At 61.4% G+C, this 26584-nt stretch carries 21 protein-coding genes; 13 read left to right on the top strand and 8 right to left on the bottom strand.

Translation table 11 applies throughout. The features are described from left to right. The first annotated feature begins 73 nt into the window (after positions 1-73). On the top strand, positions 74-1417 hold the full coding sequence (locus tag AAAV44_RS07485; protein ID WP_349115223.1) for a homoserine dehydrogenase: 1344 nt from the start codon (positions 74-76) through the stop codon (positions 1415-1417). 271 nt (positions 1418-1688) lie between these two features. Here the strand turns inward: AAAV44_RS07485 and AAAV44_RS07480 are convergent, their stop codons facing one another. Then, complete coding sequence (locus tag AAAV44_RS07480; protein ID WP_349115222.1) at positions 1689-3251, bottom strand: cation:proton antiporter; 1563 nt, start codon at positions 3249-3251, stop codon at positions 1689-1691. A gap of 184 nt (positions 3252-3435) precedes the next feature. Between AAAV44_RS07480 and AAAV44_RS07475 the strand changes: the two genes are divergently transcribed. Continuing rightward, positions 3436-7182 (top strand): phosphoribosylformylglycinamidine synthase, encoded by a 3747-nt coding sequence (locus AAAV44_RS07475; RefSeq protein ID WP_349115221.1) that lies wholly within the window; start codon positions 3436-3438, stop codon positions 7180-7182. A 99-nt stretch (positions 7183-7281) separates the two neighbouring features. Continuing rightward, entirely contained in the window at positions 7282-8217 is a 936-nt protein-coding gene (locus AAAV44_RS07470) for a DMT family transporter (RefSeq protein WP_226790398.1), read from the top strand. Between the two features lie 189 nt (positions 8218-8406). On the opposite strand, the gene AAAV44_RS07465 is transcribed toward AAAV44_RS07470, so the two are convergent. The 4 genes from AAAV44_RS07465 to AAAV44_RS07450 all read right to left on the bottom strand — a co-directional run bounded on the left by AAAV44_RS07465 (position 8407) and on the right by AAAV44_RS07450 (position 11881). Further along, positions 8407-9549, bottom strand: coding sequence for a diguanylate cyclase (locus AAAV44_RS07465; protein WP_349115220.1), 1143 nt, complete (start codon positions 9547-9549; stop codon positions 8407-8409). Positions 9550-9738: 189 nt separating this feature from the next. Next, a complete protein-coding gene (locus AAAV44_RS07460; RefSeq protein ID WP_349115219.1) occupies positions 9739-10761 on the bottom strand; it encodes a 2-keto-3-deoxygluconate permease in 1023 nt (340 codons plus the stop codon). A gap of 150 nt (positions 10762-10911) precedes the next feature. Further along, the gene (locus AAAV44_RS07455; RefSeq protein WP_035137063.1) at positions 10912-11235 is read right to left on the bottom strand and encodes an AzlD domain-containing protein; all 324 of its coding nucleotides are present in this window, start codon (positions 11233-11235) and stop codon (positions 10912-10914) included. After that, entirely contained in the window at positions 11225-11881 is a 657-nt protein-coding gene (locus AAAV44_RS07450) for an AzlC family ABC transporter permease (RefSeq protein WP_349115234.1), read from the bottom strand. Before AAAV44_RS07450 ends, AAAV44_RS07455 begins: the two co-directional genes overlap by 11 nt. A 162-nt stretch (positions 11882-12043) precedes the next feature. On the opposite strand from AAAV44_RS07450, the gene AAAV44_RS07445 reads away from it, so the two are divergent. Beyond that, complete coding sequence (locus AAAV44_RS07445; RefSeq protein ID WP_349115218.1) at positions 12044-12856, top strand: HD domain-containing protein; 813 nt, start codon at positions 12044-12046, stop codon at positions 12854-12856. Here the strand turns inward: AAAV44_RS07445 and AAAV44_RS07440 are convergent. From AAAV44_RS07440 to AAAV44_RS07430, 3 genes are read right to left on the bottom strand one after another with little or no spacing between them, the layout of a single operon-like run. After that, a complete protein-coding gene (locus AAAV44_RS07440) occupies positions 12853-14058 on the bottom strand; it encodes an electron transfer flavoprotein subunit alpha (RefSeq protein ID WP_349115217.1) in 1206 nt (401 codons plus the stop codon). The genes AAAV44_RS07445 and AAAV44_RS07440 overlap by 4 nt on opposite strands. Continuing rightward, positions 14059-14874, bottom strand: a complete 816-nt coding sequence (locus AAAV44_RS07435) for an electron transfer flavoprotein subunit beta/FixA family protein (protein WP_349115216.1) — start codon at positions 14872-14874, stop codon at positions 14059-14061. A gap of 2 nt (positions 14875-14876) precedes the next feature. Continuing rightward, positions 14877-16478: an FAD-binding oxidoreductase gene (locus AAAV44_RS07430; protein WP_349115215.1), complete on the bottom strand. Its 1602-nt coding sequence runs from the start codon at positions 16476-16478 to the stop codon at positions 14877-14879. Positions 16479-16823: 345 nt separating this feature from the next. Between AAAV44_RS07430 and AAAV44_RS07425 the strand changes: the two genes are divergently transcribed. From AAAV44_RS07425 to AAAV44_RS07385, 9 genes are all read left to right on the top strand, one after another. Then, on the top strand, positions 16824-17120 hold the full coding sequence (locus AAAV44_RS07425) for a hypothetical protein (RefSeq protein WP_035137058.1): 297 nt from the start codon (positions 16824-16826) through the stop codon (positions 17118-17120). Then, entirely contained in the window at positions 17117-17626 is a 510-nt protein-coding gene (locus AAAV44_RS07420; RefSeq protein WP_117746254.1) for a hypothetical protein, read from the top strand. Before AAAV44_RS07425 ends, AAAV44_RS07420 begins: the two co-directional genes overlap by 4 nt. 89 nt (positions 17627-17715) lie before the next feature. Further along, entirely contained in the window at positions 17716-18315 is a 600-nt protein-coding gene (locus AAAV44_RS07415; protein WP_349115214.1) for a hypothetical protein, read from the top strand. Positions 18316-18364: 49 nt separating this feature from the next. Further along, positions 18365-18589, top strand: a complete 225-nt coding sequence (locus tag AAAV44_RS07410; protein WP_349115213.1) for a hypothetical protein — start codon at positions 18365-18367, stop codon at positions 18587-18589. Positions 18590-18598: 9 nt separating this feature from the next. Then, a complete protein-coding gene (locus tag AAAV44_RS07405) occupies positions 18599-20029 on the top strand; it encodes a hypothetical protein (protein WP_349115212.1) in 1431 nt (476 codons plus the stop codon). 118 nt (positions 20030-20147) lie between these two features. Then, positions 20148-20864 (top strand): DUF554 domain-containing protein, encoded by a 717-nt coding sequence (locus AAAV44_RS07400; RefSeq protein WP_349115211.1) that lies wholly within the window; start codon positions 20148-20150, stop codon positions 20862-20864. Positions 20865-20951: 87 nt separating this feature from the next. Beyond that, the gene (locus tag AAAV44_RS07395) at positions 20952-22712 is read left to right on the top strand and encodes a TerB N-terminal domain-containing protein (RefSeq protein WP_349115210.1); all 1761 of its coding nucleotides are present in this window, start codon (positions 20952-20954) and stop codon (positions 22710-22712) included. Continuing rightward, the gene (locus AAAV44_RS07390; protein ID WP_349115209.1) at positions 22705-24009 is read left to right on the top strand and encodes an ATP-binding protein; all 1305 of its coding nucleotides are present in this window, start codon (positions 22705-22707) and stop codon (positions 24007-24009) included. The genes AAAV44_RS07395 and AAAV44_RS07390 overlap by 8 nt, the downstream gene beginning before the upstream one ends. 116 nt (positions 24010-24125) lie before the next feature. Beyond that, positions 24126-26570, top strand: a complete 2445-nt coding sequence (locus tag AAAV44_RS07385) for a DEAD/DEAH box helicase (RefSeq protein ID WP_349115208.1) — start codon at positions 24126-24128, stop codon at positions 26568-26570. The last annotated feature ends 14 nt before the right edge of the window (positions 26571-26584 follow it).

Raw genomic sequence — 26584 nt, 5'->3', positions numbered from 1 at the left:
CCTCGGTTCACGCTAGAATGCACTCAACCTTTAAGCGGTTAATCCATCCATAAGATGCACGAAGGAGCTATCTATGAGCGAACCCCTGCGCACCGTGAACGTCGGTCTGATCGGTCTGGGAACCGTCGGCGGCGGCGTGGCCCGTCTGATCAAGAGCCACCACGATGAGTACCTGGCCGCCTACGGCATCGACCTTAAGCTGACCCGCGCCTGCGCGCTTGCCTGGGAGCAGGCCGAGGCGGCAGGCATTGAGCGCGAGGCCTTTACGAGCGACTGGCACGATGTCGTCACCGACCCCGCCGTCGACATCGTCGTCGAGCTGATCGGTGGCGAGCATCCCGCAACCGAAATCTTCACCACTGCCTTTGAGCACGGCAAGCACGTCGTCTCTGCCAACAAGGCCCTGCTGGGCCGTCACGTCGAGACGCTTGCCGAGAAGGCGCGCGCGTGCGGCGTGCAGATTAAGTGCGAGGCCAGCTGCGGCGGTGGCATCCCCATTGTCAGCACGCTCGAGCACGACCTGGTGGGCAACAAGATCCTGACCATCGCCGGCATTCTCAACGGCACCACCAACTACATCCTGTCGCGCATGGACGCCGAGGGCGCCGATTACGCCGACGTGCTCGCCGACGCCCAGGCAAAGGGCTATGCCGAGGCCGACCCGTCCGCCGACGTCGACGGCTTCGATGCCGCCAGCAAGACGGCAATCCTCGCCTCCATCGGTTTTGGCACCCGCGTTACCACCGACGATGTTTACCAGCAGGGTATCCGTACCATCGGCGCCGAGGACATCGCCCAGGCCCGCGAGCTCGGCTACACCATTAAGCTGCTCGGCATCGCCCGCAACACCGACGCCGGCGTCGACGTTCGCGTGCACCCCACGCTGATCCCTGCCGATCACATGCTCGCCAAGGTCAACGGCGCCATGAACGCTGTCTACGTGGTAGGCGACGCCGTGGGCGAGACCATGTTCTACGGTGCCGGCGCAGGCTCCTTCCCCACCGCGAGCGCCGTCGTGGGCGACATCCTGTCGCTCTCCGAGCAGATCAGCCGCGGCGTGGCTCCGCTACCCGAGATTGAGCCCTATGGTCACAACCTCGCCTTTAAGCCTATGGACGAGCTCCAGACCAAGTACTATGTGCGCCTGAAGGTCGCCGACCGCGTGGGCGCCCTGTCCGAGACAGTCGACATCTTTGCCAAGCACAACATCTCGATCTCGCTCATCAACCAGGTCGAGGACGGCAAGTCGGGCGTCAACGATGCCTGCTCGGTCATCTTCCTGACGCATCGCGCGCTCGAGAAGGACGTCCAGGCTGCCGCCGCCGAGCTTGCCAGCGTCGACTGCGTGGCCGAAGTCGCCAACGTCCTGCGCATCGAGGACGTCGAGGCCTGGACCGAAGGCGTCATGGCCAACTAGTCCACTACTTCGAACCTCAACGAGGCCCAACGCAAAAGGCGCGCTGCCTGCATCAACCGCAGGCAGCGCGCCTTGTTCTGTTTGTAAAGGAAGCTGCGTCCCGGTATTTCAGCTCAGAACGGGGCGAAGCTCCCCTCAGGGCCTTCTTTCGGAAACTATGTCCCATTCTGGGCGCGGATTCTGGGACACGCTTTCCGTAACGGGCCTCTCGCGGAAAACGCGTCCCACTCTGGACGCCAATTCCGGGATGCATTTTCCGCGGCGGCGTTGGCTACCTGCCGTCGTCGTCCTCGGCTTCTTCTCTTGCATAGAGTTCCAGCATGCGGCGGCGGTATTCGCGCACGGCGAGCTTGGCGCGCTCCAGGCGGCGACGCTCGCGCGGAGTCAGCTCGGACGGGTCAACCTCGTCTCCATAGGTCTTATCGGCAAGAAGATGCGCCGCGTCCACAATACGGGCATCGATATGGCCGCTCGCCGCCTCGGCGGAAAGACGCTCGGCAATCGTATCGAGCGTAGGCAGGCCCTCGAATACGCGACCGTGACCATGCGAGGTCAGCAGCTCGTGCTCGCGTGCGAGCAGGCTCGCCAAATCGTGATGGGCACGCAGGATGTCGAACGCATCGGATGGATGCTCGGCAACCTCTGCCACGGCGGCGACCGGCGCGGCGTCGACCACGCGGTAAAAGAGCTGCGCGAGCAATGGCATCAAGAACACCGTAATGGCACCGGCGGCAACCATGACCGACGCAATATCTTGTGACAGCGCGCCCGCGTTGACGGCAACGCTCGTCACGGCAACGATGATCGGCAGCGCCGTGGTGCAGTACAGGGCCACGGTAATGCGACCATACGCCGACACATCGCGCGTCGCAGGACAAATGCTCATAGAGATGAGAATGGGAACGGCACGAATAATCAACAACGCCACGATAAAGCCCACGAGCAGACCCGGGCGCGACGCCACGGCCGTCAGATCGATCTTTGCGCCCGATACGGTAAAGAATACCGGAATCAAAAAGCCGTAGGCCAGGCCATCGAGCTTGGTCTCGAGCGTATGGTTGCCCTCGGGGATGATGTAGCGCAAGACAAAGCCGGCGGCAAAAGAACCCAACACGATGTCGAGATCAAAGACAGCCGAGAACGCCACGAGCGTGACCAGGATGAGCACCGTCAGGCGCACGAAGGTCTGCGACGTGGTATCGGCGCGTTCCTCGACAAACGCAAAGAAGCGGCTGCCGACGCGCTTGGAGCGGCTCGGGACCACGGCCAGCAACACGCAGACCACCGCAAACAAGCCAAGGATAACGAGCGTTTGGATGCCAGTGCGGGCAGACAACAGCACCGACATGGCGAGCACGGGACCGAGCTCGCCCCAAGTGCCATACGCGAGAATCGAGTCGCCCACGCGCGTGCCGGTGAGCGAGCGCTCACGCATAATGGGCACGAGCGTACCGAGCGCCGTCGAAGTGAGGGCAAGCGTCACGGCGATACCGTCGAAATGACTGACTGAGAACCACGGGGTAAAGCGCACGGCAAGCCAGGCGATACCAAACGTGACGACCCACGTCGCCAAGCCGTAGCGCCCCTCGACGCCCGTGATGCTCTTGGGGTCGATCTCAAAGCCGGCAAGCAGGAACAAAAAGGCCAGGCCCAGCTCGGACACAAGTGAGACCTCAGCATCTACATGGATGACGCCGAGCATATGGGGTCCCAGCACCGCGCCGAGCACGAGCAAAAAGACCGTCTCGGGAACGGGTTTTCCGGGAATCGCCGAGGCGATAAAAGGACTCGCAAAGGCCACGAGTGCGATGATGGCGAGCGAAACGAATGCCATGTGATGCCTTTCTCTTGTTTGCGCTTCACTGTAGCACCCTCGCCGTCCTCAACGCGCCGCGAGCTGTCGTATCATAGTGAGGTTTACAAACATGTGGCTCAAGGCGACCGCAGGGCAGACCCCGCAAACCGACCGCTGCCGCATACCGTACCGTACGCCCAACCGATCAGGAAGGCAGGAACCAATGGTCTCTCGTATCTACGTGGAGAAGAAACCCGGGTTCGACGTCGAGGCTCAGCAGCTCAAGGGCGAGCTGACCGAAATTCTCGGCATCAAGGGCATCGAGGCCCTGAGGATCATCAACCGCTACGACGTCGAGGGCATCGACGAGGAGCTTTTCCGCTCCTGCGTGCCGACCGTCTTTAGCGAGCCCCAGGTCGATGTGACCTACGACGAACTCCCCGCAAGCGATGGCGCCGTCTTTGCCGTCGAGTTCCTGCCTGGCCAGTTTGACCAGCGCGCCGACTCCGCCAGCGAGTGCGTGCAGCTCATCAGCCAGGGTGAGCGCCCCGCCGTGCGCTCCGCCAAGGTCTATATGATCTCGGGCGCTCTGGACGAGGCCGCCATCGAGGCCATCAAGCACTACGTGGTGAATCCCGTCGAGGCCCGCATCGCCTCGCTCGACCTGCCCGAGACGCTGTACATGGAGACTCCCGAGCCCCAGCCCGTCGAGGTGCTCGACGGCTTCCGCAAGCTCGACGAGGCCGGCCTTGCCGCCTTTATCGCCGATCGCGGCCTTGCCATGGACGAGGCAGACATCGCCTTCTGCCAGCAGTACTTCCGCGATGAGGACCGCGACCCCACCATCACCGAGATCCGCGTAATCGACACCTATTGGTCCGACCACTGCCGCCACACCACTTTCGGCACCGTCCTGGACGACGTGACGATCGACGACGCCGTGGTGCAGCAGGCCTTCGACCGCTACATGGAGATGCGCCATGAGCTCGGTCGCGACGCCAAGCCCGTCTGCCTCATGGACATGGGCACCATCGGCGCCAAGTACCTCAAGAAGACCGGCGTCATGACCGATGTCGACGAGTCCGAGGAGATCAACGCCTGCACCGTCAAGGTGAAGGTCGATGTCGACGGCGAGGACCAGGACTGGCTGTTCCTGTTTAAGAACGAGACCCACAACCACCCGACCGAGATCGAGCCCTTCGGCGGTGCCGCCACCTGCGTGGGCGGCGCCATCCGCGACCCGCTCTCGGGCCGCAGCTACGTGTACCAGGCCATGCGTGTCACCGGCGCCGGTGACCCCACCGTCCCGGTTTCCGAGACGCTCGAGGGCAAGCTGCCGCAGCGCAAGCTCGTGACCACTGCCGCCGCCGGCTACTCCAGCTACGGCAACCAGATCGGCCTTGCCACCGGTCAGGTCAACGAACTCTATCACCCCGGTTACGTGGCCAAGCGCATGGAGGTTGGCGCCGTCGTGGGCGCTACCCCGGCAAACCACGTTCGTCGCGAGTGCCCCGCCCCCACCGACAAGATCATCCTGCTGGGCGGCCGCACCGGCCGCGATGGCATCGGTGGCGCCACCGGCTCCTCCAAGACCCAGAACACCGAGTCCATCGAGACCTCGGGTGCCGAGGTCCAGAAGGGCAACGCCCCTGTCGAGCGCAAGCTGCAGCGCCTGTTCCGCCGCGGCGACGCCTGCCGTCTGATCAAGCGCTGCAACGACTTTGGCGCCGGCGGCGTCTCGGTCGCCGTGGGCGAGCTTGCCGACGGCCTGTATGTCGACCTTGATACCGTGACCAAGAAGTACGACGGTCTGGACGGCACCGAGCTCGCTATCTCTGAGTCCCAGGAGCGCATGGCCTGTGCCGTCGCCGACGGTGACGTCGAGGAGTTCATGGGCTACGCCGCCGAGGAGAACCTCGAGGCGACCGTTATCGCCGAGGTTACCGCCGAGCCGCGCATGCGCATGGCCTGGAACGGCGTCGCCATCGTCGACCTGTCCCGCGAGTTCCTCAACTCCAACGGCGCACCCAAGCACCAGGTCGCCCACGTGTGCGCCCGTAGCGTGTGGCAGCCCAGCTGGGCCGGCACCACGCTTGCCGAGCGCATGACCTCGCTCGTCACCGACCTCAACGTCGCTTCCAACAAGGGCCTTTCCGAGCGCTTCGACTCCACCATCGGTGCCGCAACCGTGCTCATGCCCTTTGGCGGCAAGACGCAGCTCACCCCGAGCTCGGCCATGGTCGCCAAGTTCCCCGTGGACGGCGAGACCACCACGGCGAGTGCCATGGCATGGGGCTTCAACCCCTATCTGATGGAGGCCGACCAGTTTGCGGGCGCCTACCTGTCCGTGGTCGAGTCCATCGCCAAGCTCGTGGCTGCCGGCTTTGAGCACAAGCGCGCCTATCTCTCCTTCCAGGAGTACTTCGAGCGTCTGCGCACCGAGGCCGAGCGCTGGGGCAAGCCCACGGCAGCCGTCCTGGGCGCCCTCATGGCCCAAGTCGACCTGGGTGCCGGCGCCATCGGCGGCAAGGACTCCATGAGCGGTTCGTTTGAGGACGAGACCGGCGAGCTCAACGTTCCGCCGACCCTGATCAGCTTCGCCGTCGCCGTAGGCAAGGCCGCCCGCGCCGTCTCGCCCGAGTTCAAGGGCCTCACGCACCGCGTCGTCCGCATCGCCCCCGCCACCTATGGCGAGGACTACCGTCCCGACGCCCAGCAGTTGCTCGCCGCGTTTGACGCCGTCGAGGCGCTCACTGCTACCGGCAACGCCCTGGCCATATCCACGCCCGGCTACGGCTGCGGCGCCGAGAGCCTCTTTAAGATGTGCGTCGGTAACCAGATCGGTATCGAGCTTGCCGAGGATGTAGACGTGGAGAGCCTCTTCACCCCGCTCTACGGCAGCTTTATCGTCGAGCTCGCCGAGGACGCCGAGCTGCCCGAGGTCGCCGACGGCGTTGTCGTCGAGCCCCTGGGCACCACCGTCGAGGGCTATGTCATCGACACCGGCTCCGAGGTCATCGAGCTCGCCGAGCTCCAGGAGGCCTGGGAGAGCGGCATCGAGGGCGTCTTCGCCTACCGCAGCGCCGGCGAGACCCCCGAGGTCGAGACCATCGACTTCCGCGCCAAGGATATCCACGTGTACGGCGGCGCCAAGATCGCCCGCCCGCGCGTGATCATCCCCGTGTTCCCCGGCAACAACTGCGAGTACGACAGCGCCCGCGCCTTCCGTGCCGCCGGTGCCGAGGCCGACACCTTCGTGATCAACAACCTCACGCCCGAGGCCGTCGCCGAGAGCACCCACGAGCTTGCCCGCCGCATCCGTGCAAGCCAGATCGTTATGATCCCCGGCGGCTTCTCGGGCGGCGACGAGCCCGACGGCTCTGCCAAGTTCATCACGGCGTTCTTCCGCGCTCCCGAGGTCACCGAGGCAGTCCGCGACCTGCTCAAGGCCCGCGATGGCCTGATGCTGGGCATCTGCAACGGCTTCCAGGCCCTGATCAAGCTCGGCCTGGTGCCCTACGGCGACATCGTCGACGCCACGCCCGATGCGCCCACGTTGACGTTCAACACCATCGGTCGCCACCAGAGCCGTCTGGTGCGCACCCGCATCTCGTCCAACTTGTCCCCGTGGCTGTCGCAGTGCAGCCTGGACGACCCCTACACCGTCGCCATCAGCCACGGCGAGGGCCGCTTTGTCGCCAATGACGAAGTGCTCGCCCAGCTGATCGCCAACGGCCAGGTCGCCACGCAGTACGTGGGCGAGAACGGCAAGCCCAGCATGGACCTTTCCGTCAACCCCAACGGCTCCGCACTCGCCATCGAGGGCATCACGAGCCCCGACGGCCGCGTCCTGGGCAAGATGGGCCATGCCGAGCGTCGCGGCGACAACCTGTACCGCAACGTGCCCGAGCATGTCCCCGGCGATAAGTTCATGCCGATCTTCGAGAGCGGCGTGGCCTACTTCGCTTAAACCTTTCCCATCGGGTACAATCCCTTCGGGTAACAACACCCGCCACCAGCACATCCGGTGGCGGGTTCTTTTTTGCTTCGCGCATGTAGGAAGGACATCATGGAAAGCCGCAAGCCGTATCTCGCCACCCTGCCCGGACTCATCCTGGGCTGCCTCGTCTGCTGTGCACTCTGGGGATCGGCCTTTCCCTGTATCAAGATCGGTTACGCGCTCTTTGGTATCCCAGCGCACGATAGCGCCTCGCAGCTGCTCTTTGCGGGCTTGCGCTTCACGCTTGCCGGCGCCCTGGTTATCGTTGGGATGAGTGCGGCCCAACGCCGCCCCCTCATTCCGCAGGCTCGCGACATCAAGCCCATCTTTGTCTTGTCGCTCTTCCAGACTATCGGGCAGTACTTCTTTTTCTATCTGGGCCTCTCGCGCGCCAGCGCCATGTCGAGCTCCATCATCGAGGCCAGCGCCAACTTCCTCGCAATCCTCTTTGCCGCCCTGGCGTTTCGCACCGAGAAGCTCAATACGGCCAAGGTGCTTGGCTGTGCGCTGGGCTTTGCCGGCGTCGCTCTCGTCAACCTTTCGGGCGCAGATGGCACCTTTGGCTTCAGGCTCGATGGCGAGGGCTTTATCCTAGCCTCCACCGTCGCGGGTGCCCTTTCGACCTGCCTGATTGGCATCTTCTCGCGCGAGCACGACGGCGTCTTGCTTGCCGGGTGGCAGTTCTTGGTCGGCGGCCTTGTCCTCACCGCCATCGGCTTTTTGATGGGTGGCGCGCTCTCCCCCACGGCGATTGCCCCCGCCATCGCGCTCATCATCTACATGGCGCTTATCTCCGCGGTCGCCTACTCGCTGTGGTCGCGCCTGCTTGCCGTCAACCCCGTCAGCCGCGTCTCGGTCTTTGGGTTTATGAACCCCGTCTTTGGTGTGCTGCTGAGCGCGCTGCTGCTCGGCGAAGGCGCGGGCACGAGCCCCGTTACCGTCATCGTTGCCCTGTTGTTGGTCTGCGGCGGCATCATCATCGTCAACAAACCCAAAAAAGCCTAGCGAGCTCACCTTTTTAGGGAGGGCATTCGCATACTTTAGCTTAATGGAGCACACTGGTTCTCGTTGATTTCGTACCGAGTCGCGGCGGCAGACGCCCGTCTTGCCGCACCGCGCCTGGGCATTATGGCCGGTGGCCCCCCCACAAACGCAAAAGGGGCGCACGACCAAACACGGTCGTATGCCCCTTTTCTAGCGTATTTGTACGCCGGCTTTCTTTTTCTCGGCCTTGACGCGATAGAGCTCCGCATCGGCAGCGCGAAGTAAGTCTTGCCAGGTATCAACACTATCGCCGACCCGCGCGCAACCGATGGACATCCGCAATGCATACGGCACCTCGGCATGCGCGAGCTCGTCGTTGATTGTCGCGCACAGATGCATGATATCCTGTTCCGCCGCTGCCTTTTGGAGCACCACGAACTCATCGCCACCATAACGCGCGATAAAGCCACCAGACGCCGAGCAGACATCCTTGAGCGCCGTCGCAACAACCTGAAGAGCATGGTCGCCCTCCACATGTCCATAGCGATCGTTAATCTGCTTAAAGCCGTCAGCGTCCATCATAAGCAGATATACATCTTCGGCCTGATCCACATTTGAAAAGAGCGACAGCATATAGGTCTCAAAACGGTTGCGGTTGTTGAGTCCAGTCAACGGGTCAGTCGAGATCAGTTGCTCCTGGCAGATGATATAGAGCAGTAACATGCTAATCATTATGCCGACACAAAGGCCAGGCACCGAGTATACGATCTGAAAGGTACCGCCCACCAGGGCCGGAATGGCGAAAAATGCCAAGGTTCGATAGATAGCCTTCGTCTGCAGGCTCTCGACCCTACGAGATTGCACAAACGCATGCAGGGACGTATGTATAACGTAACAGTAGCTGACAATGGGCTGGATCATATAGGCAAAGCCGCGACGATACACGCCCTGCGAATCGATATAGAACAAGGCGTGCGTCCAGTAACTGGTGAAAGCCAGCACGACCACCAGAGCCGTAGGCAACGTTACAAGCACCACCCTATAGCGCGAGGTCACAAGGCGAGAGCCCTGCATCGTCTCGGAATAGATAAACCAAATGAGACACGCGATAGCAAAGAGCGAAAACGAAACCGCGTTGGAAATCCAGTTGGCAGCAATACCCAACGTGCCGTCCGCACCATCCGAAAGCGTCCAGATCATATCGAATAATATGTACGCGGCAGAGGTGTAGCCAAGCATGCTAAACAATAGCTGCAGGGTGCTCGAGAACAAGGAGCGACGACTTCGCGCGGCAAGCCCGATAAGAACAATCATGCATAGCAGGAATATCTCAATCTTGAGTGCCTTAACCACTAGACGCCATCCCTTCAATATCCGAATGGTCAGAATCGCCCAATTCGAATCAGGGCAATAAACACCCCTTTACTCCGCAGGGGTAAAGGGAATCATAGCAAAGCGCCCGAACATCACTGCAAAACAGTTTCTGTTCGGGCGCTCGGACGGCGCGAATTGCACGCCGGAATCAATTATCGGTAACGGCCGTTACTCGCCGTCGATGTCGGTCGCGACGGCCTCCTCGATGGCCTCGACACCGGCAGGCGACAGGTCCTCCTTGCCCTGGCAGAACTTCTTGTCGACCCAGCCGGTCAGAATCGGAGCCATGATTGCCGTGATGATAACGGCAGTGGCGATCTGGGCGTACGCGGTGGGTGCAAGCTCGGCGTAGCGCGGCGCGACCTCGGCGAGAGCAACCGGCGTGGTCATAGCCGTGCCGGCGATGGTGGAGCAAGCCACGGCAGCCTTGCCGTTACCACCGCACAGGCGCTCGAACGCAAAGGTGATGGAACCGACGACAAACAGCGTGACAAGGCCCAGCAAGATGCCGGAAATACCGCCGGTGATAAAGCTCGACAGGCTCATGGACGCACCGAGCTGAAATCCGATGACGGCAATCGCGGGATTGGCACCGGGAACCAGCAGGTTCTTGATAAACGGGAACAGGTTGCCCAGAACCATGCCGATAACGAGCGGCAAAATGGAGCCGATGATGGTACCGACAGGGATGTTGGCAAGGCCGGAAACACCGAGGATGATCATGGTGACGGCAGGGCCGGCCGTAAAGAACAGGATACCGACGGCGCCCTGCTCGGACTCATTGCCGAACTCGCCCATGATGCCCGTATAAAGCGCCATGTTGCAAAACGTGATGCCGCCGATAATAGACACGGAGCTCAGGCCCAGGAAGTTGTCGTTAAAGAAATATGCCACACCCAAGCCAAGGGCGGCCGCAACAACAAGCTTGGGAATCAGCACGACGATGCCGGTCTTGATGGCGCCCGGCGTGGACTTAAAGCTGATGCCGGCGCCCACAAACAGCAGGATCGCGGCAACGATGGTATTGGAGCCACCGCGGCAGGCAGCCGTAAAGAAGCCGCCGATCTCAAAAGCCTGCGGGCAGAAGGTGTTGAGTAAAAGACCGACGATCATCGGATAGATCATGATGTCGCCCGGGATGCGCGGGACCCTGAATTTCTTTTGCTCGTTGGCGGTCGCTTCCTGTGCCATGAAACCCCCATTTCCGCTGACGGGGTACAAAAGCCCACGTCACGCTTTGCTACAGTAAAGTTTGACCATGGTACCAGAAGAAATAGACCAGCTCGGTGAAAAATTCGACAAGTTGGGATGGAACGAGATTCGGCGCCCGCGACGCCACCCCTATATAAGGCTCAAGACGATATAGAGTACGATGCCCGAGACGCAGCACCACAGCATCGATTTTGTCTTGACCGCCACGACCACGACGCCGGCGGCCGCAATCCAGGGAACCAAGGCAGGCCAGAGTCCCGCGTCGAACGCGCCGGGGCTCACCAAGTCGTTGGCGACCAGCGCGGCAAAGGCAGCGGGCGGGATATAGCCCAGGGCCTCGGTAATGCGGGGCGACAGGGTCCGCCCGCGCAAGGCGAACGCCGGCGCGATGCGAAAGAACGCGATAGCAGCCCACGACGACAGCCACAGAACCAAGAACTCGTTAACGGGCATCGCGGGCACCTCTTCCGTCAAATACAGCATCGCACGCCAGCGCAATGGTAATGCCGACCACGACGCTTGCCGGCACGGCAATATTCACGAGGCCCAAGAACTTGCATACGGCGACGGACACCGCGCCCGAAACCGCCGCGACAACGTTGCCGCGCGACAGCCGCTGCGAAAAGAGCAGGCAGATAAAGAGTGAGGTGCAGACAAAGGCTGCAATGGCGGTGGGAACATCGACAACGGCTCCGACGATGGCGCCCGTCGTACACGAAACGCCCCATGTTGCGATAAGGATCACGTTGAGCACGAAGGACTCACGCGGGCCCCAATCCTCCCCTTCAACCAACTTGGCAAGCGAGATGCCGTATGCCTCCTCGGTAAGTGTCGCGGCAACAGCCAGCGTCTGACGCTTCGAGGCACCCCTCAGATGCGGCGCGATCGATGCCGAGTAAAGCGCAAAGCGCGAGGAGATTGCGGCGACGCTCGCGACGATCGATGCTGCAGGCACACCCGCCAGCCACAGGTTGCAGATCATAAACTGCCCGCTGCCCGTCACAAACGTGCTGCTCAGGACAAAGACCATCCAGGGCTCCATTCCCGTCTGCCCCATGATCATTCCGCACGGCGCGCCTATTGCAACATAGGTAAGCATCACCGGCCAGACGGTTCTAACGATTTTGAGCACCATACGCTTCTCATCCTGACAAGGTCTCCGAGCCGCATGTAGCGATACGGCAGAATCATCATCCGACAGCAACCGAGTTCACCTACAATTGCCACCGGATCGAAAGACACAACTTTTTAGGAAGTCATTATGACAGCTATCGATCGAGACCGGGCGCGCGCGGCCTTCAAAAGCTACACCGATGCCTACGACGCCACCAACCCACGCATCGCGCTCAAAATCGAGCATACGTACCACGTGGCCGAGGCATGCGATGCCGTAGCGCGCGAGCAGGGCTGGTCGTCAGAAGATATTGACCTGGCATGGCTTTGCGGCCTGCTGCACGATATGGGCCGCTTTGAGCAGCTGCGACGCTGGGACACCTTTAAGGACGCCGAGAGCATGAGCCATGCGGTGCTGGGCATCGAGATCCTCTTTGGCGAGAATCCCGCCGATGCACCCGCCGTAACGAGCATCCGCGACTTTATCGATGACCCGGCAGAAGATGAGCTCATCCGAGCGAGCATTGCCTATCACAGCGATTTCCGTCTACCCGCGCAGCTCGACGAGCGCACGCGGAGCTTCTGCGATATCGTGCGCGATGGCGACAAGATCGACATTATGCGTACCATCGCCGACAGCACCGTCGACACCATCCTCAAGGTGGACGAGAAGACGTTTCTCGGCAGCCGTTTCTCGTCGCCGACACTTGCCGCCTTTGACGAGCACCGCTGCGTCGCGCGCGACGAGCGCAACGAGCCGGCGGACTACCTGGTGGGGCTCATCTGCTTTATGTTTGAGCTCGTCTATCCAGCGAGCCGCGCGCTGGCGCGCGAGCAGGGCAATATCTACCGCCTGCTCGACGCGCCTTTTGGCATCACGCGGCCCTTTACCGACCCCGCCACGCAGGCAACTTGGAGCCGCCTTAAGGACAAGATGCGCGACTGGCTGGCGCGCGCCTAGCGCTCAAGCTGAGCCAGCAGCTCCTCGACGACCTCGACGGCATCGCCGACAACCTTGTACTGGGCAGTACCAAAAATGGGGGCATCCGGGTCCTCGTTGATGGCGATAATGCACTCAGCCCCACCGATGCCGGCAAGATGCTGGATGGCGCCCGAAACACCGATACTCACGAGAAGCTTGGGCGAAACCGATACGCCCGTCTGGCCAATCTGATGGCGATACTCCAGCCAGCCGGCCTCCACGACAGGTCGCGTGCAGCCAAGCTCGGCTCCCAGAGCCTCGGCGAGCCTTCGCATCAGCGGCAGATTCTTCTTGGAACCAATGCCGCGACCCACCACGACCAGGCGCTCGGCATCGGCGATCGAAGCCTGCTGTCCCCACTCCTCGGCGGGAATCGAGATCTCGACACGAGCCTTAGCATCATCCGCAAGTGATATCTGGGTGATCGTGCCGGAGCGGCCGTAGTCGAAGTCGGGAGCCTTAAAGATACCGGAGCGCACCGTTGCCATCTGCGGACGGTGGTTGGGGCAAATGATGGTGGCCATCAAGTTGCCGCCAAACGCCGGGCGCGTCTGCTGCAGTAGGCCCGTCTCCGCATCCATCGAAAGCACGGTGCAGTCGGCCGTAAGACCCGTCTGCAAACGCACGGCAACGCCGGGTGCCAGTTCGCGACCAAAAGCGGTCGCACCGTATAGGATGGCCTCGGGTTTGCGTTCGGCTACCAAATCGCAGATCAAGTGGGCGTAGACCTCCGCATCGTTTTGGCGCAGACGCTCGTCGCGACAGGCCAGGACTTCGTCGGCGCCCGCGCAAACCAGATGTTCCAGGTCCCCGAGCGAGCCCTCGGGGCTCATGCCGACCAGTGCCACCAGACGGCAGCCGCGAGCATCGGCAAGCTCGCGCCCCTTGCCCATAAGCTCATAGGCAACGGGAGTCACCGTATCGTGCTCGTCGGTCTGCGCGAATACCCAAATGTCTCGATATGCATCAAGGTCCACCGCACCAGCGGCCTCGTCACGCTCGATCGAGATAGCGTTGACGGGGCAGACGTCGACACATCCGCCGCATAGGATGCAGCCGTCGGTTACGCGGGCGCAACGGTTGGGCCGCTCGCCTTCCACTACGATGCCGCCCGAGGCGCAGGCGCGAACGCAGCGACCGCAGCCGATACAGGCTTCGCTATCGATAATCAGTCCGCTCATCTATGCCATCCCCTCGATAATCTTGGCAAGTTTTACCGCCTGCTCGGACGCCGTTCCCTCAACGGCCTCGCACGTTTGATCACGGTCGGGCACAAACGAGCGCACGACCTGCGTCGGTGATCCGGCAAGGCCACAACGCGAGGAATCGGCGTTCACGTCGGCGGCACTGACCACGCGCACGTCCGCCTCCTCTGCCGCGCGAATACCGGCAATACTCGGCATACGCAACTGGCCAATCTCCTTGGCGGTCGTCATCGCGCACGGCATCTCAAGGTACACCGTCTCCTCGCCGGCATCGCATCCGTGAACGAGCGCCAGCGAGCCACACGTCGTAAAGCCCGCGCTTTGCACGCAGCTCACGTCGGTCACGCAGGGGATCTCAAAGGCACCGGCAAGCTCGGGGCCGATCTGGGCCGTATCGCCGTCCACTGCTATCTTGCCGCAGATGAGCAGGTCGAAGTCCTCATCGAGCGCCTCGATACCGCATTTGAGGGCATAGGTGGTGGCTAGGGTATCGGCGCCCGCAAAGGCTCGGTCGGTCAGCAGCAGCGCGTCGTCGGCACCGCGGGCGATACAGTCGCGCAGCAGCGACTCGGTCGCGGGGATGCCCATCGACACCACCGTCACGCGCACATCCATGCCAAAGCCGATAAAGTCGTCCTTCAGCGCCAGCGCGCATTCCAAAGCGCTCGCATCAAAGGGATTAATGACCGCCTGCTTGCCATCGCGCACGATGGTATTGGTCTTGGGGTCCATCTTGACCTCGGTGCTGCCCGGCACGGCCTTGACGCACACCACCATATGGAAATCGCTCATCTTCACGCGCCCCCTTTCTGAACGAGCTCATCCAAGAGCTTCTCCGAAAACAGGTTACCGCGACCCAGCTGCCCGTCAGGATCGAGCTGGAGCTTGAGCCGCGCCGACTCGACCATGGCCTCGTGACCGTACATCGTCTCCAAGAAGCCCGCCTTGATCTTGCCGACGCCGTGTTCTGCGGAGACGGCGCCGCCCATGACCGTGACCTCGGAAGCCCACTGGGCAAAGAGTTCTCCGCCGCGGCGATAATCCTGCGCATCGCGCGGCAGAATGTTCACATGCAGATGGTTGTTACCGATGTGCCCCCAGGCGGCAGATTCAAGCCCACTTTCGGCCAACGTGCGGCGATAAAGGGCGATGACATCGCCCAAGCGTGCGTTGGGCACCGACATGTCCGAGCCCAGTTTGGTGATGGTGGGATCCATGCGGCGGCGCTCGTCGATGAGCATGTTGACGCTCTCGGGGACCGCATGGCGGAAGAATCGCTGACACTCGCGATCGACCTCGGTGCGCGCGACCCATGTCGCATCGTCACTGCCGCCCGCAAGCTCCAGTACCCACCCCAAGTGATACAGCTCCTCAGTCGCCTGAACTTCGTCATCGCAGTCGAGCTCCATGTAGACACAGACCTTGGCCTCTTTGTCGAGCGACGGCAGCGAGGCGAACGCGGTCGACTGCTCACGCTGACGACGCAGGATATCCAGGGCGCCCGCATCGAAATATTCGATGGCAGCCGCGTGGGACAGGACGGGACGCACAGAATCGGTGAAGGACACGGCCTTGTCTTCGCTGTCAAAGAAGCAGCTCACGCCCCAAACGACCGCAGGCGCCGCCTGCAGGACAATCTCGAGCTCGGTGATGACGCCGATTGTGCCACACGCACCGATAAACAGATCGATGGCATCCATATCGTCAGCAACGAAATAGCCCGAAGCATTTTTTGTCTTGGGCATGGTATAGCCGGGAAGATCGAGCTCGAGTGTACGGCCCGCTGCCGTCACGAGCGACAGGTGGCGGCCCTGGGCAAAAGCCTCGCCGCGCCGAAGCTCAAGCAAATCGCCATCAGCCAGCACGACGTGGAGTCCCGTGATATGTGGGCGCATGGGGCCGTAGGCGTAGCTGCGGGCACCGGAGGCGTTACATGCCGCCATGCCGCCCAGACAGGCAGACGCCTCGGTGGGATCGGTGGGAAAAAACTGCTCGGGAGCCTCTTGGAACTCCTCGTAGGCCTCAAGCGATGCCTGGTCCCAACCAGCGGTCGGCAGCACCTTCTTGCTCAGCTGCTTGCGCAGCTCCGAGAGCACAACGCCCGGCTCCACGCGCAGCAGAAATTGGCCTTGTTCATCGCGGCGAAAGCCCAAATAGCGATTCATACGGGAAGTATTGAGGATATGCCCGCCGTGGGGCACGGCGCCGGCGGCAAGGCCGGTTCGGGCGCCCTGAACCGTTACCGGAACACGCTCGACATGGAGCTTTTCCAAAATGGCACGGACCTCGTTTTCCGTTGTCGGAAACGAGATGCTCGAGGCCTCGCCCGATGCGCGAGATTCATCGCGGCCATACTCTTCGAACTCGTCGGTGAAGGGTTTGATGGTTGCAGACACGCGAACTCCCCCTTTAGCTAACTACAGTGTTTGCAGGGAGATGTTACCGCATCGTTTCGTCGACGTGTTCGAGACCGTCTCCATAATTGGCGTTTTTTACGTTCGTGCAATTCGGCGAGCGGCTTGATTTCCTCGGCAGACGATGCTTTTGACACATATGGCCCCGCCGTCGCCGACCGCGCGATTGTCGCTCGAAAAAAGTTGGAGTATTTTTTGCCGCCTTTTACCTGCGGAGACGCCAATCCGTCAAGCATTTGGTCAGAAATTGGTCAAGTAGCGGCTGATACGGTCGGCGTCGACAGCCGAAACCGATAGAAGTTTTGGCCCAGAAGCAGGGAGGTTCCCATGGCATATTACTGGCCCCAGTACGGCATCGCCATCGAAGTCGACGACGATCCCCATCTCCTGCCTTTCGACGAAGAGGCATTCCCCGATACGACGGTCTACCACGTTACCACCGATGTGATCTGCGACCCCGAGTCGTTCTCGGCGCTCGCCCACCACATCGCGCATATCCACGACATCGAGCTCCCTCCCGACTTCGACGAGCTCGTCTACTCGCGCCGTCTGATGCTTCACATGCTCTTTGGAGCGGACCCGTCCACCTTTGCGCGCGTCTATACCGCCAAGGATGCCGCATGAGCGCGAAGAAGCCACCCCACTTTGCAGGCCTGGGTCGTCGCAAGAAGCTCATCGTTGCCTGCTTGGCCATCGTCTGCGCCCTTGTCGCCGTAGGACTATACGCTTGGCAGTCGCAGCCCGTACCCGAGGCGGGCGCTTCGGTCACGACGGCCGAGGGCAAAACGCGTCAGGAAATCCAAGATGAGCTCGACGCCATCGTCCGCGACAACATGATGACGATTTCGGTCGCGCCGGTCGCTCAGCTGCAGGAGGACGGCAAGCTGCGCGTCAACGTGCAAAACGTCCAAGACAATAAATTTCCCCAGCGATTCCGCGTCATCCAAAACGACGAGACCATGTACGAATCCGGTGTGGTCGAGACCGGCAAGACAATCGAGACGTGCCCCGCCGGCGACATCAAAGAAGGCGAGGCGTACATCGAGATCCAGGCACTCGATGCAAAGACCCTCGACAGCCACGGCAATCCGACACGTGTCAAGGTACGGGTTGAGCAAGCCGAGAACTAGCTTTCCGGCCGACGCGGCACCGCACGCAATTCACCAGCATTCGTCCAATCATCGCGGGGACGGCCCGCGGCGAATAGAAAGGAACGACCATGGACATCACCAGGAACATGAACGGAGCCAGAGCGCTCGTCGTGGGCGCAGGGCTCGCGCTCGCGCTCGCAATGGGCGCCGCCCCGACGCCAGCTATGGCAGCCGGGCGCGTTGGAACCACGAAAGTAATGGTCAGGACCGAGATCGACAACGTTGAGTTCAAAGTTCCGACGGTTATTCCCTTCGTCGCCAAGGCCGACGGCACGCTTCAGGGTCCCTCAGAAGACGCGACCACCATCGACAATCATTCGGCCTACGGCATCCATGTCACCAACATGAAGATCGACGCCATGAACACCTGGACCATTGCCGCCGACGCCAAGGCCGGAACCGCGCAGAACTCCATCGACTTTAAGGTCGGCCCCGACGGCGCGCTCCAGAACGCCAGCGCCGCCGCGCAAGGGACGGGCCTCGATCTTTCCAAGAATGCAGCCTTCGACATGGGCTACCAGGGCATTGCCGGCGGCACGGACAAAATCAAGCTCAAGACAAGCGGAAACGTCGCCCGCGTCACGCGCGACATCTTCCGCGTAACCGGCGAAGGCGATCAGGTTGCGACGATCACCTGGACGGTCGAGCCCGGTGCGCACACGGCATAAGGCCGTCGCCCTGGCCGCCGCCGTCAGCATCCTAGCGTTTGGGCCAGCCATGGCCTTTGCCCAGCAAGAACAGGCGCAGGCCGCCACGCAAGTGACGGTCGACCTCTCGGAGCTCGACCGCGGCGACCGCGAGGAACCGTTGGCGCAGACAGGCGACAGACGATGGCTCTTGGCAGCAGGCGCCACAGCAGCAGGCGCGGGAACCGCCGGCCTCGGTCTGCACATCAAACGCAGCCAGAAACAAAACACGGACAGGCCGCACAAAATTAGCTAAGGAGACCCCATGGCATCGAAGAACCTTTTGCCCGTCGTCGCACTCTGCGGCGCGCTCGCAACCGGAACGCCTGTCGCCGCTTGGGCGACTCCCGTCATGGCAGACTCCTTACCAGTAGCCCTAAGTTCCGCACCAAATCCGTCGAGCGCCATTGCGTGCGAGCGTTTTTCGATCGCACAGGCCGTGATCTCAACCTCGGGATGCCTTCGTCGTAATACGGACGGCTCGATAGTCGTGGATATCAAGCGTTCGAACAAGGCAAACGGCTCCCAGGCGGGGTGCGCCGTCTGCACGTGGCGCTCGGTTGTGCTCGATGCAGATGGCGATCCATGCAATTTAGAGCTGCGCATCGACATCGCTTCGGTCGATGACTCGGCGAACGGAGCGAAGGTCGCCTTCGACGGTACGTTTTTTGAGAAAGGAGGCGGTATATGGCTGGGCTGCGCCGCCGCGAATGCAGACGACACGCAGCCCACCCTCTCATTCACGGCATCGTTGCGGCTGACCAAAGCCGGCACCGATGCCATCGCGGCGGGAGAAGCGTCCCTGCTGTTCTACGCCGTCGGCGCCAAAGACACAGACGCTCATTTCGAGAAACCAGCCGGATCACTCAGCCTTACACGAGGGATAGAGGCAGGCCCTATTGAAATCGATGCCCACGCGCAAAGCAGGCAACGAATTCTTGCCGACCCGGCGCTTCTCGAAATGGAGTGGAACGGATCCGGAGCCATCGGAATTCTCCCCTCCGCGCTTGACGCCAAGACGCTCCCCCCAAACGACGAACCCATCAACGCAACCATACAAGAAGAGAGCGCGGATAAAGAAGCAGGTGCGGGCGACACGCCGTCGCCGACAAACAGCGTCCCAGCTTCTTTCGAAGCACCGAATGAGCCCGCTACCGATCCAAACGATCCCGAGCTCGCGGACAGCCTGGGGCTTGCTGATCCTCAAGAGATCGATGAAGGTAACTGCTGCGTGCTTGCCGCGCTCGACCACACAGAGGTCATCGACGCTGCGAACATCGAAGTTGCCGCCGCCAATCAGCCCGTCCGCAAGTCGGCTATCATCGCATTTCCTGAATCCATCGAAGTCGTCTTTTTGCCATCGGGCGAGGTCGTGGCCCCAACACTGCTCACCTTGTTGGGCGCCAAGAATACTCGAAACGAAATTAAAAAGGTCACAGTTGTCGACCCTGCAACCACCGCCAAGCTGCGTCTATACGCCGTTGCCGCAAACGGAAGCAAGACCCTGGAATTCGATGGCGACACACTTCTAACCTGGCGACGTCTGGACATTATGCAAGACGTCTCGTACCAGATCGAGCTCGAAGGGTTTGATCGTGCCCGCGATGCCAATATCATCGCCGCGGCTATTGAATCCCCGCAGCGGCTTATGACACTGCGCTTTGAATACTATCCCTATGTCCCGACAACCACCTGAGGCTTAAATGCTGCGCATCATTCCTAATACCACTTATATAACGTATTAGATGGGTTGCGATGTGCCTCGCATTTCGTTCTGCTACGATTGCCACGTTGGCATCAATACAGGAGGGCTCATGCCGGGCTTGGGAACAATCATCAACGTTGTGCTTTTAGTTGCGGGCGGTCTTTTAGGATTAGCGGGCGGCCGCTTCATTACACCGCGCATCCAAGACACGCTCATGAAAGCATCGGGGCTGTGCGTCCTGTTTATCGGCCTGGGCGGCACCATGCAAAAGATGCTCATCATCGATGGAAAGGCGCTAGCGACCACCGGTACCGCCATGCTCATCGTCTCATTTGCGCTCGGTTCGCTCATCGGCGAGGCCGTCAACTTGGAAGCCGCCATCGAGAACCTTGGCGAATGGCTCAAGCGCAAAACCGGCAGCGAGGGCGATAACGAGTTCACCAACGCTTTTGTCTCGACTTCACTCACCGTGTGTATCGGCGCCATGGCCATTGTGGGATCGATCCAGGACGGTCTGCTCGGTGACTGGTCAACGCTTGCCCTGAAAGGCGCATTGGACTGCATCATCGTCTGCACCATGACGGCGTCGCTTGGCCGCGGCTGCATTTTCTCCGCCCTGCCCGTCGCCGTGTTCCAGGGGACGATCACGTTGTTTGCCGGCGCGCTCTCCCCCATCATGACCACAGCAGCCCTCAACAGCCTTTCGCTCGTAGGCTCCATGCTCATCTTCTGCGTCGGCGTCAACCTCATCCGTCCTCAGACCTTCCGCACGGCCAATATGCTCCCCTCCGTCGTCATCGCCGTCATCTACGCCCTCCTGTTCTAAATCTATCTACGCAGCGGTATCTCGAACACCTGTTTGATGCTGTGCTATGATATGAGGTCACCGTAGCTGCGTTCGAGAGGAGGAGCGGTGGCCGACCAGGACATCAAGATGCTCATCGAGCGCATTATGGCCGAGGCCCGGACCCATCAGTCTGCCCGCTTCTCACATGAAGTCTACGCAGACGAGCCGATTCTCAAAACCGGCCGACAGATGCAGAATTTCCTCCCCGACCAGTACCGTAAAATGCGCGAGATATCGCGCTGGCAGGATGACCCCAAAGGCGGCGCAGGTCGCTGGCTTTCGGAAGCCGAGCTTTTCTACCGCCAGGGCCTGCTGATGGCCGACTTTGAGGACGACTGTCCCTACAACGGCACCTTTAAATCGTACTTTCCCACCTACAACGCCATGAGCGACCGGCAGTTGCGCGGCTACTTTACCTGGCGTGCCCAAGTGCGCCGCGGAACCGTCGAGGAAACGTCTACGTCCTTTGCCTTTCTGTATCTCTATGAGCTGATTTGCGGCATTGGCGTAGATGACCCGCTCGATGGTTTTAACAAGATCAAGGCTTTTTGGGATGTCTATCGCGCCTTCGAGCCCGGCATCGACCGATTTGCACGCGTGTGGCTGCAGGATTACGCCGTGTTCCACGGGCTCGACCCCAAGCTGCTTCGCGACTCTAAAACCGTCATGTTCGATAACGCCCTTATCGAGCTGCGGCGCGCGGCACGAGACCTTGTACCAGCACCGGCACCGTCCGGCCAGACCCCCAAGCGTCGCAAAACCTCCGAGCACACGCTCCCCCTTCCGCCCGATGAGGTGCGCGAGGAGCGACTCATGGCCGCCATCAACGCCCTCTCCACGTACAACCTAAGTAACTCGCGGCTCGACCGCAGCCACCACCGCGATCTGCGCCACGTGGCGTGCGCCGTGTATGTCCGTATGGCGCGCTACTATGACACGCACCGAAAGACCGGCATCGTGGCGAGCTTATTTGGGGAGGAGACGGCCATGCCCTACACCATGTTTGCCTCGGCCGTATTCTTTGCGCCCGAGCGCCACGAGGACTGCGAATACCGCTTGGATCCCATCCATATCTACCGTTGCCAAAACGGCTTTTGGGAATGCATGCGTATCCACGGTAGTAGGCAAAAGAGCAGCAAGCTCGGTGAAATGATGCGCGCCTGCGACCAACGCCTGCGCCTGGCGCTGGACCCCGCCCATCCCCTTAAGGAAGAAAAGGTCCCCAAATATCTGGCCAAGATTATCGATGACGAGATTGTGGCATGGCTTTCGTGGGACGCCGCACACCAACCCGTCAAGATCGATATCGATCTGAGTCAGCTGGGGCACATTCGGAGCGCCGCTGCGCAAACGCGCGAAGCGCTTTTGATCGATGAAGAGCGCGAGGACGGCACACCTGTGGAAGCCGAGGCAGCGGACTCAGGGCAACCGGAAGCCGAGCCCGTAGCCGACGCGATTGTCGAGGCGGTCGCGGCACCCATTCGGCAGGACGAGACCGACGAGCCAACCATATCCACCGAACAGTTTGGTGTCGTGGCACCGCTTCTCGCGCCGACGCCCCCGCTCGCAGCGGCTGCGCCCACTGACGCCGCGAGCGAACTCGCGCCCGCCGCAACCGCGTATCTGCGCGCACTGCTCGAGCAGAACGCAGCGCAAGCGACATCGGCAGTGGCGCACTCGGGACAGAGCGAGGACATGCTCGTCGATAGCATCAACGAGGCGCTCTTTGACCTGGTGGGTGACACCGTAATTGAATTTGGCGCGGCAGGACCGCAAATTATCGAGGACTACGAAGCAGACGTGAGAGGATACCTAGACTATGAGTGATACCGCATCCGCAGCACCCCGCGTGCCCAAGCGCGTCGCCGCCGTCATTCTCAACTCGCTCAAGGGCGGCGTGGTCCCGCGCATCGGCCTTCCCTATATCACCGTGGGACGCGAGGTCGAGATTCGCGCCCTGCTCACCGATTTGAGTCTCATCGCCGACGGCGGCGCAAGCTTCCGCTTTCTGGTCGGTCGCTACGGCGCCGGCAAGAGCTTTTTGCTCCAAACCATCCGAACGCATGCCATGGGCGAGGGATTCGTCGTCGCCGATGCAGACTTATCCCCCGAGCGCCGTCTGCAGGGCGGGCAGGGGCAGGGCCTTGCCACCTACCGCGAGCTCATACGCAATATATCGACCAAGACGCGCCCCGAGGGCGGTGCGCTCAACCTAATTCTGGATCGCTGGGTTGCCTCGTGTGCCGACGTCGACGAGTCGGTCGTCAATGCCCAACTGGCCCCGCTCGAGGAGATGGTCCACGGCTTCGACTTCACCCGCATGCTTCGCCGCTATCGCACGGCCGTATCCGAGGGCGACGAGGAAGCCATGAGCCGCGTGACCAAATGGATCCGCGGCGAATACCGTACCAAGAGCGAGGCTCGCGCCGAGCTGGGCTCCTCGACCATCATCAGCGATGACGACTGGTACGACTACGTTAAGCTCATTGCACGCTTTTTGGTCTGCAGTGGATACAAGGGCATGCTGGTGCTCATCGACGAACTCGTGAATCTGTACAAGATTCCCAACGCGATCACGCGCCAATACAACTACGAGAAGATTCTGACTATGTACAACGACACGCTCCAGGGCAAGGCGCAGTACCTGGGCATGATCATGGGCGGCACTCCAACCTCTATCGAAGACCGCCGCCGAGGCGTGTTCTCCTACGAGGCCCTGCGCAGCCGACTCGCTCAGGGCCGCTTTGCGCGCGAGGACCTTAAGGACATGCTCGCGCCCATCATCCGCCTGCAGCCACTCACCTATGAGGAGTTGCTGGTGCTGATCGAAAAACTCATGCAAATTCACGCCGGCTACTTTGGCTGGACGCCCACGCTTACCGAGAACGACTTGGTGGACTTCCTCAAGATCGAGTTCGGTCGTGTGGGAGCCGACACACATCTGACGCCGCGTGAAGTCATTCGCGACTTTATCGAGCTGCTCGACATCCTATGCCAGAACCCCGACGCCAACGTAGCCGAGCTGCTGCAAAGCGTCGGCGGCGACGCGCTGGTGTCGGCAGCAGCAACAGGCGACACCGGCACCGCAGGCGGCGACCGTAACTTCGCCGAATTCACCATCTAACCTGCCAAAAAGGGACAGGTTTATTTTGGCAGGTTTTATCTGGGCGAACGTTGAGACTGTAATGCAGCAAGCCGTTGCCAGCCGCGTTAAGAGATTCGTTTTTGAGAGGAGGCCCCGTGAACGCCTTTGACCGCTACGCCCCGTTTATCCAAGACTTCATCTACTCCCACGATTGGGAGAGCTTGCGCTCTATCCAGGTTGCGGCGGCAGATGCCATCTTTAACACGCAGGACAATGTGCTCCTGACGGCATCCACGGCTTCCGGCAAAACCGAGGCAGCCTTTTTTCCCATCCTGACCGAGTTTTGGGAGAGGCCGCCCGCAAGCGTGGGCGCCCTCTACATTGGCCCCCTCAAGGCGCTCATCAATGACCAATTCGTCCGCCTCAACGATCTGTGCGAAGAAGCCGATATCCCTGTCTGGCACTGGCATGGCGATGTCTCGCAGTCGCACAAGGCTAAGCTCATCAAAAAACCGAGCGGCATCTTGCAGATTACGCCCGAGTCACTCGAGGCGCTCCTGATCCATAAGCACATGGCGATCCCTCGTATATTCTGCGACCTGCGCTATGTGGTTATCGACGAAGTCCATTCGCTCATGCGCGGCGACCGCGGCGGGCAGACGCTCTGCCTTATCGAGCGGCTCTCGCGCATGGCAGGCGTGCAGCCCCGCCGCATCGGTCTGTCGGCAACCATCGGCGACCCCGAGCGCACGGGCGCCTTCCTGTCGCAGGGGACGGGACGCAACTGCGTCATCCCCCGTTTTGAGGAGCCGCGCCGCGTGTGGCGCATCTCCATGGAGCACTTCTACAACTCGGGTCCCCAGGCGCAGCAGCGAGGATTCGCGAGCACAGGTCCGCAGGAAGCTGAGGTGCTCGCATGCGAGCGCATTGAGGCAGCGGCACCAGCGGCACTGCCCGCCGGCGCCCAAGACATGCGTCACAGCGGACAGCTCACACAAGAGGAGCGCCGTCAACGTCGTGAGCGGGCACGGGGCAAGGCCGCACCCAAGGACCGCCGAACTTCCTCGGCCCCCGAGGGCGAAGTCGACATCCCACGAGCGACCGAGCAGGCGCTTCTCAACCCCACCGACACGGCGCCCGACAACGCCGACCCCGGTATGGGCTATATCTTTGAGCATACGCGCGGCCGCAAGTGCCTGGTCTTTGCCAACTCGCGCGAGGAGGCAGAGGCCGTGTGCTCCATGCTGCGCAGCTACTGCGAAAGTCGACACGAGCCCGACCGCTTTCTCATCCATCACGGCAATCTTTCGGCATCGCTGCGCGAGACGGCCGAGGAGCTCATGCGCGACGAGGAGCAGGCGCAGACAACCGTCACCACCTCTACGCTGGAGCTCGGTATCGATATCGGCCGCCTGGAGCGCGCCTTCCAGATTGACGCGCCGTTTACCGTCAGCTCCTTTTTGCAGCGCATGGGGCGCACAGGCCGTCGCGACCTTCCGCCCGAGATGTGGTTTGTCATGCGCGAGGAAGAACCCGAGCCGCGCACGATGATGCCCGAAACCATTCCCTGGAAGCTCCTGCAGGGTATCGCGCTCGTACAACTCTATCGCGAGGAAAAGTGGGTCGAGCCGCCCGAGCTCGATCGACTCCCCTACAGCCTGCTCTATCACCAGACTATGTCGACCCTTGCCAGCACCGGCGAGCTCACGCCGGCCGAACTAGCCCAGCGCGTGCTCACGCTCAGTTATTTCCACCGTGTCTCGGCAGACGATTACCGTGTGCTGCTACGTCACCTCATTAAGATCGACCATATCCAGGTCACCGAAGGTGGCGGGCTCATCGTGGGTCTCGCGGGCGAGCGCATCATTAACAACTTTAAGTTCTACGCCGTGTTCCAGGAAAACGAGGAGTTTACCGTTCGCAGTGAATCGGCCGAGCTGGGCACGATTGTCAACCCGCCACCGCCCGGTGAGCGCATCGCCATCGCCGGACATTGCTGGATTGTCGAAGAAGTGGACTGGAAGCGCCATACCGTCTTTGCCACGCAGGTCAAAGGCCGGGTGCCGGCCTACTTTGGCGACTGCCCCGGCGACATTAACACGCATGTGCTCGAGCGCATGCGCCAAGCGCTCACTGAGCACGCGGCATATCCGTACCTTATGGGTAACGCACGGGCTCGCTTGGCGCAGGCTCGTCATACCGCCGAGATTTCGGGCGCGGGAACTAAGCCGCTCATCAACCTGGGTGGCGACACCTGGGTGCTCTTCCCCTGGTTGGGCAGCTACGCCTTTTTGGCACTCGAGCGCATGCTCAAGATTAAATGCGCCGCGGAGCTGGGCCTTCGCGGGCTCGATCCGTCACGCCCGTACTTTATGCAGTTTAAAATGAAGGCCGACGAGGAGACGTTCTTTGAAGTGCTCGCCGCCGAAGCCGAGAAAGACTTCGACCCCATCGAGCTCGTCTATCCCGGCGAGGTGCCTTATTTTGATCGCTACGACGAGTACGTTCCCGAGGAGCTTGTGCGCAAAGGCTTCGCCGAAGGCGTGCTCGACATCGAGGGCATGAAGCAGCGTGTCCGCAGCTGGCGCGACCACGCCTAAGGCCAGTCCTTTTT

Origin of the sequence: Collinsella sp. CLA-AP-H1, from assembly GCF_040092945.1 — a bacterium.
Taxonomy (GTDB): domain Bacteria; phylum Actinomycetota; class Coriobacteriia; order Coriobacteriales; family Coriobacteriaceae; genus Collinsella.
The sequence above is the reverse complement of the archived record's forward strand: the minus strand, read 5'-3'. Positions and strand labels throughout refer to the sequence as shown.